Source organism: Burkholderia sp. MBR-1, from assembly GCF_013822785.1.
Taxonomy (GTDB): Bacteria; Pseudomonadota; Gammaproteobacteria; order Burkholderiales; family Burkholderiaceae; genus Burkholderia; species Burkholderia vietnamiensis.
The window spans coordinates 1,924,445-1,938,101 of the sequence record NZ_CP053610.1 but is presented as its reverse complement, the minus strand read 5'-3'; the positions used below and the strand labels follow the sequence as shown (position 1 = coordinate 1,938,101).

Here is a 13,657-nt window from a genome sequence, read left to right as displayed (position 1 = left end):
GATCGCGATTGCGCATCGTCCGGACGCGATCGCGCCGAAGCCGATCGGCCGCGACCGTGGCGTTCGCATTGACCGCCGTACTGCCATACCGATGGTTGTCGATAATTCGCCGACTGCCGTCGCCAACTGTTCGGCGCATCCGATACTCATCCCGTCTGACCCATACGAATCCATGCGATGAACACGAGTGCGGCTCTCTCGGCCGCGATGTGATCGACCAAATTCGATGTCTCGTTGGCCACGGTCCAAAACGCGGCCAAACGCAGCCCTCAGCGCACGCATTTCGCGAGCACCAGACCGTTCGCGATACCTCCCATCGCATTTCTCACTACTAAGATTCCGCCGCCGATCCGTGGTCGAGACAATCCGCTCCGTACGCAATTTTGCGTGCATTCAATTCGACAAAAGTTACGGATAGGAAAATGAAAAAGATTTTGGCAGCAGCGGCGCTCGCCGCAGTTTCGGCATCGACGTTTGCGGCGGCGACCCCGGGCACGATCCGGTTCCAGGGCGAGATCGTCGCCGGCGCATGCGGCATCAGCCAGGAAACGCTGGACCAGACCGTGTCGCTCGGTCAGGTTCCGTCGCACGTGTTCAAGAAGGTCGGCGATCGTTCGGAGGCGAAGAATTTCAACATCGTGCTCACCGACTGCGATACGTCGACGCAGACCAACGCGTTCTTCACGTTCACGGGCGCGTCCGACGCCACCAACGCAGACCTGATCGCCACGACCGGCAGCGCGAGCAACGTCGGCATTCGCCTGCAGGCGGGCGCGAACGATTACCTGAAGAACGGCACCGAGCAGTCGTCCCCGGTTGTGCTGTCGAAGAGCGGCAACACCGTGACGTTCGGCGCGATGTATGAGGCGACGGCCGCAGCGGTCACGCCGGGTATCGCGAACGCGGTCGCCAACTTCACCGTGCGCTACCAGTAATCGCCGGGAGCTCCTGGGGGGAGCTCGGCTCCCCCCGTTCCACGCATTCGTCCGGCTGATCAATGTGAACACCCCCCGTCGCCTTCTCGGCATCCTCGTCACCTGCCTGCTGACCGCCAAAACCGCGCACGCCACCGAATTCAACGCCGACTTTCTGGATGTCGACGGTGCGAAGGACGTCGACCTCGCGCAGTTCACGCACGCCGACTACACGGTGCCCGGCACCTATTTGCTGGACGTGGTCGTCAACGGCAGGCTGCTGGCGGCGCGTGCCATCGACTATGTCCAGGGCAACCAGCCCGGCACCAGCGTCGCTTGCGTGCCGGCCGACCTCGTCGCGCAGATCGGCCTCAAGCAGACGTTGCTCGCCACGCTGCCGCGCACGTACGACGGCCGCTGCATCGACCTGCTCGCGATCGACGGCGCATCGGTGCGGCACGACCGCGCATCCGCGCGCCTGCGGATCGCGATTCCGCAGATTGCGTTCGAATACAGCGACCCCGACTACATACCGCCCGCCGCATGGAGCGACGGGATCCCCGGCGCGTTGCTCGACTATCGCGTGATCGGCAACACGTCGCACGGTCACGGCACGCATTCGAGCACGGTGCAAAGCTATGGAACGATCGGCGCCAATGCCGGCGCATGGCGCTTGCGCGGCGACTATCAAGCGCAGCTCGCGTCCGGCGGCAACGCAAACTTCGGCGGCAGCTCCAAGACGTTCCAGTTCAACCGGCTATACGCGTTCCGGGCGTTTCCGCAGATTCGCTCGACGGTATCGCTCGGACAGAGCTATCTGAATTCCGACATCTTCGACACGTTCGCGCTCGACGGCGCGACGCTGCAGAGCGACGACCGCATGCTGCCGCCCGGCATGCGCGGCTATGCGCCGCTGATCACGGGTGTCGCGCATTCCAACGCGACGGTGACGGTGTCGCAGCAGGGGCGCGTGCTGTATGCGACCCGCGTGCCGGCCGGTGCGTTCGCGTTGCAGGACTTTTCCGCGAGCGTGCAGGGCACGCTCGACGTGACCGTGCAGGAAGAAGACGGCAGCGAGCAGCGCTTCACGGTGCAGAGCGCGGCCGTGCCGTTCCTCGCGCGCGCAGGTGAATTGCGTTACCGCACGGCGGTCGGCAAGCCGCGGCTGTTCGGCGGCGCGGGTATCGATCCCGCATTCGGTTTCGTGGAAGCCGCATATGGCTTGCCGCACGAGATCACGATCTACGGCGGGGCGCTCGGTGCGTCGGGTTATGCGGCGCTCGCGTTCGGCGTCGGCAAGAATCTCGGCGCGTTCGGCGCGGTGTCGGCCGACGTGACGGCGGTGCGCGCCCGGCTGTGGTGGAGCGGTGAAACGCGCGTCGGCCGCTCGTATCGCTTCAACTATTCGAAGCACTTCGATTCGATCGATTCGGATGTGCGCTTTTTCGGCTATCGGTTCTCCGATCGCACCTACACGTCGTTTCCGCAGTATTTCGGCGATCCGACTGCCGCTGGCCTCGCGCCCGGCAAGCAGCGCTACTCGATCAGCCTCGCGAAGCGCGTGATGGACGTGTCGACGTTCGTGTCCTACGACCATACGAGCTACTGGAATCGCCCGTCGGACGAGCGGATCGGCGTGACGGCCGCGACGGCCGTGCGGATCGGTTCGCTGCGCAACGTCTCGCTGAACCTGTCGGCGTACCGCACGCGCGGTGGCGGCGGCAGCGGCAACCAGCTGTTCGTGTCGGCGACGATTCCGTTCGGTTCGCGCCAGACGGTGACGACCAGCGTCGCATCGACCAGCGGCGGCGGCACGAACGTGACGGCCGGCTATCTCGGCGGCACCGACAAGGGGCTCTCCTATTCGCTGTACGCGGGGACGACCAACGGCGCCGCATCGGCGAGCGGCAATCTGCGCAAGCAGTTCAGCTCGATCATCGCGAACGTGCAGGCGGCAGCCGATACGCGCTCGAACACGTCCGCGTCGATCGAACTCGATGGCTCGTTCGTCGCGACGCAGCACGGCGTGACCGCGCATGCGAACAGCTACAACGGCGATACGCGCCTGCTGCTGTCCACCGACGGCGTGCCGGACGTGCCGTTCTCGGGCACGCAGGCGAGCTCCGACGCGCGCGGCTACGCGGTGATCGGCGCGGTATCGCCGTTCAGCACGTTCGACGCGCGGGTCAACACCAATCGCGCGTCGTTGCAGACGACCGTGTCGAACCCGGTGCAGCGCGTCGTCCTGACCGACGGCGCGATCGGCTACGTGCATTTCGATACGACGCACGGCCGGAACGCGCTCGTCGTGCTGCGCTTGCCGTCAGGCAAGGACGCGCCGTTCGGCGCATCGGTGGTCGACCGTCGCACCGGCAAGGAAGTCGGCATCGTCGGCGAACACGGCGTGACCTATCTGACCGGTGTACGCAAGGACGCCGAGCTGGTGGTGCGCGTGGTCGACCGCGACATCTGCCGGCTTCCCGTCCTTCCTGAATCGATGACGCTCGGCGCCGATCCGGTTCCACTCGATTGCGCCGAGCCCGACACACTTTCCCGGAGATAAATGATGAATTCGAACCCGTTGACGCGGCTCGCGGCCGCCGTCGGCGTGACGATGCTGATCGCGGCTGCGACCGTGCATGCGGCCGTCGTGCCCGACCGTACGCGCGTGATCTACGACGGCGATGCGCAGTGGCAGAGCGTGACCGTGGCAAACAAGAGCGAGAAGTACCCGTACGTCGTCCAGTCGTGGATCGAGGACGAGCACGGCAAGAAGATCACGTCGCCGTTCATGGTGCTGCCGCCGCTGCAGCGGATCGAGCCGACGGAGCGCAACGTGCTGCGAATCGTCCGGTTGCCGGGCGATGCATTGCCGACGGATCGCGAATCGGTGTTCTATCTGAACATCCGCGAGATTCCGCCGAAAACGGATGCGGTCAATGCGCTGCAGATCGCGCTGCATTCGAAGCTGAAGCTGTTCTATCGCCCGAAGGGGCTGCAGCCGGCGGCCGACGAAGATCCGACGCTGCCGATGACGGTGCGTCTCGATCCGTCGACGCACAGGCTCGTGCTGGACAACCCCACGCCGTATCACGTCACGGTGGTCAAGCTGTTCGCCGGGGAGAGCAAGACACCGCTGAAGTTCGGTGGCCTGATGGTGGCGCCGATGTCGGCCGCGACCACCGACGTGGCAGGCCCGCTGCCGGCAACGCTGTCGGTCGTGCACATCAACGACTCCGGCGGCGAAACCGCCGTCAGGTACGCGTGCGATGCATCCGCTTGCCGGAGCCAACCGAAATGAGCGCGGCGATTTCGCGCCGCGGCGTGCGTGCCCGTCTCATCGGGCTGTTCTCGCGCGCAATGTTGCTGCTCGGCTGCCTGGTCGTCGCGCAATCCGCGTGGGCCGTCCGGTGCGTGACGAGCGACGGAGTCGACCGGTTCGTCCAGCCGATCGGCTCCGTGCAGACCTATCCGATCAACGCACCCGACGGCTATGTGATCTGGATCTCGCCGACGCGCACGACCACCGGCTACTGTTACAAGGATCTTGGTGGCGAGTCGCTGACGTTCGACGATCCGATTTCGTTCTACGCGAACCCGAACGGCGAGAGCCCGCTGGCGTGGGGGCTCGAGATTGGCATCCGCTATCGCGGCGTCGACTATTTCGGGGCGGGCAACCAGCCGGGCACGGGGGTGCCGACCGGAATCGTCGTGCCGCCCTGTAGCCGTCGGGATTTTAATAAGTTGGGGGGATGCCCGAGGATTCCGGTCAGCATCACGTATCAGGTCGTCATCAGGAAGGCGGGGACGTGGGTGGGGATTCCGCAGGACAGCTATGCGGCGTTCCAGTTCGACGGCGTGAAGGGGATCAATGCGCGCAACACGAGCTTCCGGTACACCCTGAGCGGAATGCAAAACCTGAAGCCGTCACCCTGCGTCGTCGACGTGACCGTGACGCCCGAGCCGGGCCTCGTCGATTTCGGGAAAGTGAAGGCGACCCCGACGGGTTTTTCTCCGGAGACGCCGACTCAACCGTTCTCGCTTGCGCTGGACAAGCGGCAATGCGACACGCCCGTGAAGATTCAGGGGTACTTCGACACGCCGAATCCGGTGCAGGGCAACGTCGTCCTGCCGTCAGCCGACAGCGGCTTCGGCGTCGAGATTCTCGACCGCAACGGGCGCCAGGTGCCGCTGCGCGAGCCGTTCGATCTTGCGAACTTCTCGGCGACACAAGCGCGTATCGACGTGCCGATGAGCGCGGTGCTGAGGTCGTTGGGGACACCGAAGATCGGTCCGTTCACCGTGACGGCGACGGTGCAGATTCTCTACGATTGAGGTCGCCGGACACCGCGGAACGCGTCGCTCGCGCTGCGGGTTGTGAAGACGACGAAAGCGGTCTCTTCGTTATCCGCAGCGCGAGCGCCGGCTTGTCTTCCACGTCGGCGACGCGCTTGCGCACGTGGCAACTGAGGACGGTACGCGCGTCCATCGTGTTCCCGACGTTCCGACGCCGGCTTTCTTTCGACTACGTCGACGTCTACCGCAGCCAATCCCAGTCGCTGCCCGGCTACCGGCTGCCCGGCAGCCAATCAAAACTCTGCCGATACACATCGGGCCGCCCCAGCCCATTTCGCCCAGCCCGCCGCGATCCATAAATAAAAAGCATGCCAAGCATGCGAAGCATGTATTTTCCCTATGCTTCGCAGGCACCTACATTGTCGATATTCGATCCCTTTCGAGAGAACAGCGATGAATCCGACAAGGCCTGGCACGACGGCGGCCCATAGCCGACAAAATCTCGCCGACAAGATTCGGCAGTTCACCCCGAACTGGTTCGCGATGACGATGGGCAACGGAATCGTATTCCTCGTTCTTGCCGGATTGCCGTGGCACTTCGCAGGGCAGATGGCGTTGGCCCACACGCTGTGGGTGGCCGACAGCGCGCTCTACATGGTGTTTGCCGGCATGCTGTTGGCACGCTGGATCTTCTATCCGGAAACGATCCGCCCGATGCTGCATCACCCGCTGCAGTCGATGTTCCTCGGCGCCGTGCCGATGGGGCTCGCGCCGATCATCAACGGACTGGTCATGTTCGCCGGCTCGCATGCGGGCGAAGCGGCGAGCCAACTGGCCTACGGCTTGTGGTGCGTCGATGCGGTACTGGCGCTCGCCGTCGCAGTCGGCGTGCCGTACATGATGTTCACCGCGCAGGACCATGCGTTCGAGCGGATCACGGCCGTGTTGTTGCTGCCGATCGTCGCGCCTGAAGTGGCGGCGTCGAGCGCCGCCGTCCTCGCGCCGCATGTCGATGCACACACCGCGCGCTTCCTGGTGGCCGCCGGTTACGTGCTGTGGGCCGTGTCGGTGCCGCTCGCGTTTTCCGTGCTGACGGTCGTGTTCTTCCGGCTGGTGATCCACAAGCTGCCGCATCGCGATCTCGGTCCGTCGAGCTGGCTGACGCTCGGGCCGATCGGAACGGGCGCGCTGGGCCTGCTCGCTCTCGGCCACGTCGCGCCCGACGCGTTCGCCGGCACGGCATTCGAGGCGACCGCGCTCGTCGCGCGCGAGATCGGCGTGATCGGCGGCTTGCTGCTCTGGGGCGCCGGCCTGTGGTGGCTCGCCACGGCGATGCTGTTCACGCTGCGGTATTCCCGCGACGGGCTGCCGTTCAATCTCGGATGGTGGGGCTTCACGTTCCCGCTCGGCGTCTACACCGTCGTGACGTTCAGTCTCTATCGGACCACGGGCTTTGCCGCGTTCGCCGTGCTCGGGATGGCGCTGGCGGCGCTGCTCGGCGGCCTCTGGTTGATCGTGCTGTCCCGCACGCTGCGCGGCCTCGCCCGCGGCGAACTGTTTCACGCCCCGTGTCTTGTCGTCCGCGCGCAGCCCGCGCTCGGTTGAACCCGTCGTCGAACCGCTGCCGCCGGCGGCACGTGCAACACGCGGCCGGCCGCAGCGCAGCTTTCCATCCGCGTCACCGAACCCAACCTCGAAGGAGATCCAGCATGTCCAAACCTGCCCGCCGTGTCGCCGTGACCGGAGCCGCCGGTCAAATCGCCTACTCATTGCTGTTTCGAATCGCCCGCGGCGATCTGCTCGGCGACGATCAGCCCGTCATCCTTCAGCTCCTGGAATTGCCGCACGCGCTGGACGCGCTGCGCGGCGTGGTGATGGAACTGGAAGACTGCGCCTTCCCGCTGCTGCAGTCGGTCGAAATCAGCGACGATCCGCGCGTCGCGTTCCGCGATGCCGATTACGCGATGCTCGTCGGATCGCGCCCGCGTGGCAAAGGGATGGAACGGCGCGATCTGCTGGCCGCGAACGCCGCCATCTTCCGCTCCCAGGGCGAGGCGCTCAACGAAGTGGCGAACCGGCAGGTGAAGGTGCTCGTCGTCGGCAACCCGGCCAATACCAACGCGTGGGTGGCCCGCCACTACGCGCCCGACCTGCCGGCGGATGCGATTACCGCGATGATCCGTCTCGACCACAATCGCGCCGTGTCGAAGCTGGCCGCCCGATGCGGCGTAACGGTCGATGCCGTCAGCCGCATGGCGGTGTGGGGCAATCATTCGCCGACCATGTTCCCCGACTACCGTCACGCGCTGATCGACCAGCAGCCCGCGCCGATGCGTGTCGGCGACGAGCGCTGGTATTTCGACACGTTCATCCCCGAAGTCGCGCGCCGCGGCACGGCGATCATCGAAGCGCGCGGCGCCTCGTCGGCGGCGTCGGCCGCCAATGCGGCGATCGACCAGATGCGCGACTGGATTCGCGGCAGCGGCGGGCGCTGGGTGTCGATGAGCATCGTGTCCGGCGGCGAGTATGGCATTCCGCGCGGCCTGATGTTCGGGATGCCGACGATCTGCAGCGAAGGCCGCTATCGCGTCGTCCCGGATCTCGAGATCGACGCGCTGGCGCGCGCGCGCATCGATGCGTCGGTTGCGGAACTCGTGGACGAGATGCAGGCCGTGCGAGCGATTCTGGCGCTGTAGCGCGATCCGAAGCGCATCGAAGCCGACTACCGCTCGAACGACCCCCTAAAGGAATCCATCGTGCTGAACGCATTGAAAAAGAACATGGCCATGTCATTGGCGTTACTGCTGTTCGCGTGCGGTGCGTCCGCCCACGAAACGGCCGATCCGACGATACGGCGCGATGCGCGCGACGGCGTCGTGCGCCTGTACGGCGCAGGCGGCCCCGATACCGCATTCGCGAAAGTCGCGAAGGTCTTCACCGACGAAACGGGCATCAAGGTGGCAGTGACCGGCGGACCGGAGCCCACGTGGAGCCGCAAGGCGCAGGCCGATGCCGACATTCTGTGGGGCACCTCCGAAGAGGATATGGCCGGGCTGCTCGAAACCTACACGGTGTTTCGATGGGGCGACGTGACGCCGATCTATGTCCGCCCGGCCGTCATCGCCGTGAAGAAGGGCAATCCGAAACACATCCGCGGCTTCGACGATCTGCTCGCGGACGGCATGCGCATCGTCGTCACCGAAGGCGCGGGCGTGGCGAATACGTCCGGCACCGGCACGTGGGAGGACATCGCCGGCCGCATGGGACGTCTCGACGACGTCAGGCGGTTCCGGCGGAACATCGTCGGATTCGGCAAGGGCAGCGGGCCGAGCTTCAGGATGTTCGTCGACAAGGACGCGGATGCCTGGATCACCTGGCCGGACTGGCCGATCACGCATCCCGACCAAGCCGATTACGTGAGCTTGTCCGCGAACCGGGCGATCTGGCGAGACGTCAACGTTGCGCTCGCCCCTGATGCCGATCCTGAAGCGAAGCAATTCCTCGATTTCCTGAACAGCGATCGCGGCGCCGCCATCATGAAGACCGAGGGCTGGGTGCGTTGAGCGGATGACGGAGCGCGACGGCGGAACGTGCGTTCCCAGGCGAACGGCCCGCGACACGTATGTCTTGCCGCAGTCGATATGCATGGCGGCCGCGCAGCCACTGCCCGTTTTCAACACACGCGATGACTACCTCACCTCATCTCGGGACGGTTACGTACGCACCATCGCACGCCGGGATACGCCGGTAGCCGACAAGCAGCCCCGGTTCATCCGCGCGTGTGGCTGCGGCGCAGATTTCAGTTTTGTCATCCGCGTGTTCGACTGAGGTCAAGTCGGATCATCACAATGGGAACACTGAACAACGACCGTATCCGGCGACGTGCCTCGTGATCGCCAAGGATGCGCACCTCACCGCTTATGCAAGGTGTCAGCGATGAACGACCTGATCCACGAACCAACGGCCACGCTACGGCGCGCGGAATCATCCGGCGATGGAGCGAGGAGCGCACCGGCTTCGCGCGCTTGCCGATACGTCCGCACGGCTCGGGCCGCCGGTTCGTGGCGCGACGACGCGCGAGCGATGCCGTTGCCGCGCTCGGCAGGTGTCTCCCGTGACGGGAGATCGGCCGCCGGCGTTCCGGCCGCGAACGCGATGGCGTTCGTTTGCAGCCGCGCCGCATCGTGAATTGAACGTCGATATGACCGGCCTCATCCATCGATGAGGTTCGAGCAACCCTTCGTATAACTGGTGCAACGCGTGTCGTTTCGATACCGTGGATTCACTGCACCGCTCGTGCGTAACGCTCCATGTTCCCGTCAGGTAGCCAGCCATGATTCTTTCGTCGTCGAGTCCTTGCAAGACAGCCGCCGGTTTCAACGTGCTTGCCGGTGCGCGCGCGTCCAGCCCTATTGCTGCGGAGCACGCGTGGCGCGAGCCGGGCGTCGGCCGCGATATCGATATCGCCCTTTCGCGCTGGACACGCAATGGCGCGCAGACGCTCGAAGTGGCGAACGACTGCGGCGAGAACTGGCACTGCATCGGCATCAACCTCAAATGCACGTCGCTGACTTTTTCGCACGCGGGCCGCACGCTCGTCGACGGCCGGTTGACGGCCGGTACCGCGCAGATAACGGCGCCCGGCGTCGCATGTTGCGCCGTGTTCGGCGCGCCGAGCGACGTGCTGCACTTGTTCGCCTCCCAGACGGTATTGGCCGAGTGCTACGCCGACCTCTTCGGTCGCCCCCATGCGGGCGACATCGTCATCGACGATCCGCGGCTGATCCGCGATCCGGCGCTCGAGCGGCTCGGTCAGGCGCTTGCCGTGTCGCACACGGAGCACGCGGCATTGGGCAAGGTGTTCGCCGACAGCATCAGCCTCGCGATCGTGTCGCGCGTGGTCCTTCGCCACTTCTCGACCAACCGGAGCGAGGTGCGCGGTGCGGCTGCGCTGCCGTCGTGGCGCATGCGTCGCGTGGTCGAGTTCGTCGAAGCGAACCTCGCGGAGCCGATCGGCCTTGCCGACATGGCCGAGAGTGTCGGGCTGACGCGGATGCACTTTGCCGCCCAGTTTCGTCGAGCCACCGGGTTGCGGCCGCACGAGTATCTGATGCGGCGGCGCATCGAGCGCGCGCAGCAGCTGCTGCTCGAATCACGCGACGGGCTGCTCGACGTCGCACTGGGCTGCGGCTTCCGCTCGCAAGCCCATTTCACGACGGTGTTCAAACGCTTCGTCGGAGAGACGCCGTTTTGCTGGAGGGCGAAGACGAATGTCGATCAATGAACGGGTCACGGCCTTCCTGGCCGTCAGCGATGGATTTCTTCGCGGCGCATCGAGCGACGCCCGCGCGATCGCGCAGCACGCTCGCCGCAACGGTTCAACCCATGACGCAATGAGGACGACGATGAACGTCTCGACCGATGTGATCGCGCTGGATCCGTGGCAGCAAACGCTGAGTCTGCTGTCCCAACTGTGCCGTGACGATCTGCGATTGCGCGCGCCGGCGCGCGAGCCGCTGCGCGCGCGCGGGATGGCGCATCGTGCAAACGTGCGAGCGAGCGATGCCGAGCGCCGAGCCGTTTCGGTGAGTTTCGTCGATCGTGTCAGCTCGACCGCGGTCACGATCGCATGGCGCGATTCGACGCACTGCTCGTATGGCGACCAGACCTGGCACGTGACACGCGCCCGCGCCAGCGGAGTGTGTGCGCTCAGCGGCGAACCCGTTCGCATCGGCGACGCCGTCTATCAACCGCGTGCGCGCCCGAAGCCGCTCAATGCCGGGGCGATGATTCTGGAGTCGGTGCTGCACGAAGCCGAAGCCGAAACCGATCGCTGACGTCGGCGGCGACGCGGCAAGCACCCGATAAACGCAACACTCGCGCGCCCGCTCGCCGCGCGCAACGCCGTGCGAGCCCCGCGCGGCGCTGAACGCGCAACGCGGCGGCACGCAGCAGGCTACTCAGCGCCCGCTGCGATCGCGGTGTTCAGCGTGCCGCTCGCCACGAGGTCGAACAATGCCTGGCCGCTGGGGGACAGCGAGCGCCCTTTCGCCCAGACCATGTGCAGCGGCCTGACGATCTTCATGTCGTCGACTTCGATGACGGTCAGCTCGCCGCGTCGCAATTCGTCCGTTACGCTGAGCGTCGAAATGTAGCCGAGCGCGTGCTGCGACAGCAGCATCCGCTTGATCGCCTCCGTATGGCTCACCGACATCAGCGGCTCGATTTCGAGGCCGGCGCGACGATACGATTCTTCGACGATCGCGCGCGTGCCGGACCCCGGCTCGCGCATGATGACGGCGCGTTCCGCCAGATCGCGCGCCCGTACTTTCTTGCCCGCAAGCGGGTGACCAGCCGCTGCGATGACGGCAATTTCGTCGGAGCCGATACGGCGGGCATGGAGAATGGACTCGTCGAACGGTCCTTCGATGAAACCGATCGTGAAGGTCAGGTCGTGCAGGCCCGCTTCCACGCGTTCGGTGTTCGTGACCGTCAGATCGATCGCGACACGGGGATGCAGCGCATTGAACCGCGCAATCGCTTCGGGGACGAAGAACACGCCGAGCGTGCCGCTGGCACCGATCTTCATGTGGCCCGACCCGAGGCCCGCCAGCTCCGCGAGCTCTTTCTCGGCCGTATCGGCGAGCGTGAAGATGCGGCTCGCATACTCGTAGAGCAGCTTGCCGCCTTCGGTCAGCGCGACGCCGCGCGGCAACCGGTCGAACAGCACGACGCCGATGCGATCCTCGAGTTCGCGGACCTCGCGGGTGACAGCCGGCTGACTGACGTGCAGTCGTTCCGCACCTGCGCTGATACTGCCGGCGCGCGCGACTTCGTAAAAGGCGAGAAGGTGAGTGAAGTTCATAGAGTGCGGGACAGAGGCCGGCTGCCCCGCACGCCACGCATCCGGGCCGGGCTGCCCGGCGGGCGGCCTCGGCTGGACGGTGTACGGCACGTGCGGTCAGCTGCCGAAATAGGAATTGCAGAAGCTCGCCGGGCCGACGCACGACGCGCCTGCGCGCGTAGCCGCGTGAATGCGCTTGCCGCTTGCCGAGGTGCCGTCCGCCGGCGCGCTGCCGAAGCCGCTCGCCGCCTGCTGCTGCGCGGCGACCGTCGCTTCGGCTGCCTGGATGTCCGACGGATACCGAGGATCGTTTCCGGGTGCCGGATTATAGCCAGCGCGTTCGACGCGGACCAGATCGGCGCGGACTTGTGCGCGCGTGAGCGGCGTGTTGCTTTGCGCGAAGCCCGACGCAGGAGCGGCGAGGGTGCCGAGGACGAGCGCGATGCATGCGAGCGTTTTCATGATGAGACTCCTTCGGTTGAGTTGAGTACACCGCAACGATCCCCGCCTCCCCGCGTGGGGCGACGTCGAGACCCGCCGAACGATCGTCGTGCCGCGCGGAGCGGGTCAGTCGCCCGCTCGGGCCGTCCCCGTCACCTTGCCGCGAAAGACCGAGTACTGATAAAGGTTGTAGCCGATCATCACCGGAAAGATGAAGCCGATGCCGATCAGCATGAACACCAGCGTCGCCGTATCGGACGAAGCCGCGAGAATGGCGAGCCTGCCGGGCACGAAGTCGGGATAGACGCTGACCGCGAGCCCCGTGAACGAGACCACGAAGAGCGCCACGGCGGCGCGAAACGGCACGCGCACGCTGCCCAGATAGAGCGACGCGACCAGCCACGCGAACGACAGTGCGGCGCACAGGGCCAGTGCCGCGAGCACCGGGAACACGCCGGGCTCGAGCCACCGCTCGCGTCCCACCGCGCTGCCGGCCCAGGTGGCCGCCGTCAGCACGGCCGCCGCCGCCACGGTGAGCACGGCGCACAGCAACGCGATACGACGAGCCCACTGTTCGAGCGCGCCCACCGTCTTCTTCGCGACGTAGGTGGCGCCGAGCAACGCATAACCCGTCACCACGCCGAGCGCCGCGACGCCGGAAAACGCGACGCCGAACGCGCCGGGCGCGAGCCCCGTGACGATGCGGCCGAGCATGACGCCCTGCGAAATCGCGGCCACCAGGCTGCCCGCGCCGAATACCGTATCCCACGCCGGCCCGTGCCGGTCGCCGTGACGAAATTCGATCGCCGCGCCGCGCATGATGAGTCCGGCGATCATCGTCATCACGGGCACGTAGAGGCTCTGCATCAACAGCGCGTAGGCGGCCGGAAAGGCGCCGAACAGTGCGCCGCCCACCACGACGAGCCAGGTCTCGTTCGCATCCCACACGTGGCCGATCGTCTCGACCATCACGTCGCGTTCGTCGCGCGTACGTTTGAGCAACGTGAGCATGCCGACGCCGAGATCGAAGCCGTCGGTGACGACATAGAAGACGAGCATCAGGCCGATCAGCGCGAACCACGTGAAGGCCAGCATCGAATGAGCGGAAGTGTTCATCGTCGTTTCGCCCGCAGGGGCGCGCAAAGAGGTCGATAAGAGGTCG

12 protein-coding genes are annotated in these 13,657 nt (G+C 65.9%); 9 read left to right on the top strand and 3 right to left on the bottom strand.

The window, feature by feature from the left end; translation table 11 throughout:
- Nucleotides 1–422 precede the first annotated feature (422 nt).
- The 9 genes from MBR110_RS23280 to MBR110_RS23240 all read left to right on the top strand — a co-directional run bounded on the left by MBR110_RS23280 (nt 423) and on the right by MBR110_RS23240 (nt 11,047).
- On the top strand, nt 423–935 hold the full coding sequence (locus MBR110_RS23280) for a fimbrial protein (RefSeq protein WP_011881114.1): 513 nt from the start codon (nt 423–425) through the stop codon (nt 933–935).
- Nucleotides 936–999: 64 nt separating this feature from the next.
- Nucleotides 1,000–3,477: a fimbria/pilus outer membrane usher protein gene (locus tag MBR110_RS23275; protein ID WP_181709360.1), complete on the top strand. Its 2,478-nt coding sequence runs from the start codon at nt 1,000–1,002 to the stop codon at nt 3,475–3,477.
- The gene (locus MBR110_RS23270) at nt 3,478–4,215 is read left to right on the top strand and encodes a fimbrial biogenesis chaperone (protein ID WP_181709359.1); all 738 of its coding nucleotides are present in this window, start codon (nt 3,478–3,480) and stop codon (nt 4,213–4,215) included.
- Nucleotides 4,212–5,249: a fimbrial protein gene (locus MBR110_RS23265; protein ID WP_011881111.1), complete on the top strand. Its 1,038-nt coding sequence runs from the start codon at nt 4,212–4,214 to the stop codon at nt 5,247–5,249. Before MBR110_RS23270 ends, MBR110_RS23265 begins: the two co-directional genes overlap by 4 nt.
- Before the next feature lie 414 nt (nt 5,250–5,663).
- Entirely contained in the window at nt 5,664–6,815 is a 1,152-nt protein-coding gene (locus tag MBR110_RS23260) for a TDT family transporter (RefSeq protein WP_059603237.1), read from the top strand.
- A 104-nt stretch (nt 6,816–6,919) separates the two neighbouring features.
- Nucleotides 6,920–7,906: a malate dehydrogenase gene (locus MBR110_RS23255; RefSeq protein WP_059603234.1), complete on the top strand. Its 987-nt coding sequence runs from the start codon at nt 6,920–6,922 to the stop codon at nt 7,904–7,906.
- Between the two features lie 90 nt (nt 7,907–7,996).
- Nucleotides 7,997–8,773 carry a substrate-binding domain-containing protein gene (locus MBR110_RS23250; protein WP_059989955.1) on the top strand — a complete coding sequence of 259 codons (777 nt, stop codon included), beginning with the start codon at nt 7,997–7,999 and terminating at the stop codon, nt 8,771–8,773.
- Nucleotides 8,774–9,543: 770 nt separating this feature from the next.
- Entirely contained in the window at nt 9,544–10,494 is a 951-nt protein-coding gene (locus MBR110_RS23245) for a helix-turn-helix domain-containing protein (protein WP_059989951.1), read from the top strand.
- 121 nt (nt 10,495–10,615) lie between these two features.
- Entirely contained in the window at nt 10,616–11,047 is a 432-nt protein-coding gene (locus tag MBR110_RS23240; RefSeq protein WP_059889689.1) for a DUF3331 domain-containing protein, read from the top strand.
- A gap of 119 nt (nt 11,048–11,166) precedes the next feature.
- Here the strand turns inward: MBR110_RS23240 and MBR110_RS23235 are convergent, their stop codons facing one another.
- From MBR110_RS23235 to MBR110_RS23225, 3 genes are all read right to left on the bottom strand, one after another.
- Nucleotides 11,167–12,075 carry a LysR family transcriptional regulator gene (locus MBR110_RS23235; RefSeq protein WP_011881104.1) on the bottom strand — a complete coding sequence of 303 codons (909 nt, stop codon included), beginning with the start codon at nt 12,073–12,075 and terminating at the stop codon, nt 11,167–11,169.
- A 96-nt stretch (nt 12,076–12,171) separates the two neighbouring features.
- Nucleotides 12,172–12,516, bottom strand: coding sequence for a DUF4148 domain-containing protein (locus tag MBR110_RS23230; RefSeq protein WP_011881103.1), 345 nt, complete (start codon nt 12,514–12,516; stop codon nt 12,172–12,174).
- 105 nt (nt 12,517–12,621) lie between these two features.
- On the bottom strand, nt 12,622–13,611 hold the full coding sequence (locus MBR110_RS23225) for a cytochrome d ubiquinol oxidase subunit II (protein WP_034193452.1): 990 nt from the start codon (nt 13,609–13,611) through the stop codon (nt 12,622–12,624).
- Nucleotides 13,612–13,657: the final 46 nt, after the last annotated feature.

Coding starts and splice junctions, on each gene's coding strand:
- MBR110_RS23280 (WP_011881114.1), top strand. CDS start 423: ATGAAAAAGATTTTGGCAGCAGCGGCGCTCGCCGCAGTTTCGGCATCG.
- MBR110_RS23245 (WP_059989951.1), top strand. CDS start 9,544: ATGATTCTTTCGTCGTCGAGTCCTTGCAAGACAGCCGCCGGTTTCAAC.
- MBR110_RS23265 (WP_011881111.1), top strand. CDS start 4,212: ATGAGCGCGGCGATTTCGCGCCGCGGCGTGCGTGCCCGTCTCATCGGG.
- MBR110_RS23255 (WP_059603234.1), top strand. CDS start 6,920: ATGTCCAAACCTGCCCGCCGTGTCGCCGTGACCGGAGCCGCCGGTCAA.
- MBR110_RS23260 (WP_059603237.1), top strand. CDS start 5,664: ATGAATCCGACAAGGCCTGGCACGACGGCGGCCCATAGCCGACAAAAT.
- MBR110_RS23240 (WP_059889689.1), top strand. CDS start 10,616: ATGAACGTCTCGACCGATGTGATCGCGCTGGATCCGTGGCAGCAAACG.
- MBR110_RS23225 (WP_034193452.1), bottom strand. CDS start 13,611: ATGAACACTTCCGCTCATTCGATGCTGGCCTTCACGTGGTTCGCGCTG.
- MBR110_RS23235 (WP_011881104.1), bottom strand. CDS start 12,075: ATGAACTTCACTCACCTTCTCGCCTTTTACGAAGTCGCGCGCGCCGGC.
- MBR110_RS23270 (WP_181709359.1), top strand. CDS start 3,478: ATGATGAATTCGAACCCGTTGACGCGGCTCGCGGCCGCCGTCGGCGTG.
- MBR110_RS23230 (WP_011881103.1), bottom strand. CDS start 12,516: ATGAAAACGCTCGCATGCATCGCGCTCGTCCTCGGCACCCTCGCCGCT.
- MBR110_RS23250 (WP_059989955.1), top strand. CDS start 7,997: ATGTCATTGGCGTTACTGCTGTTCGCGTGCGGTGCGTCCGCCCACGAA.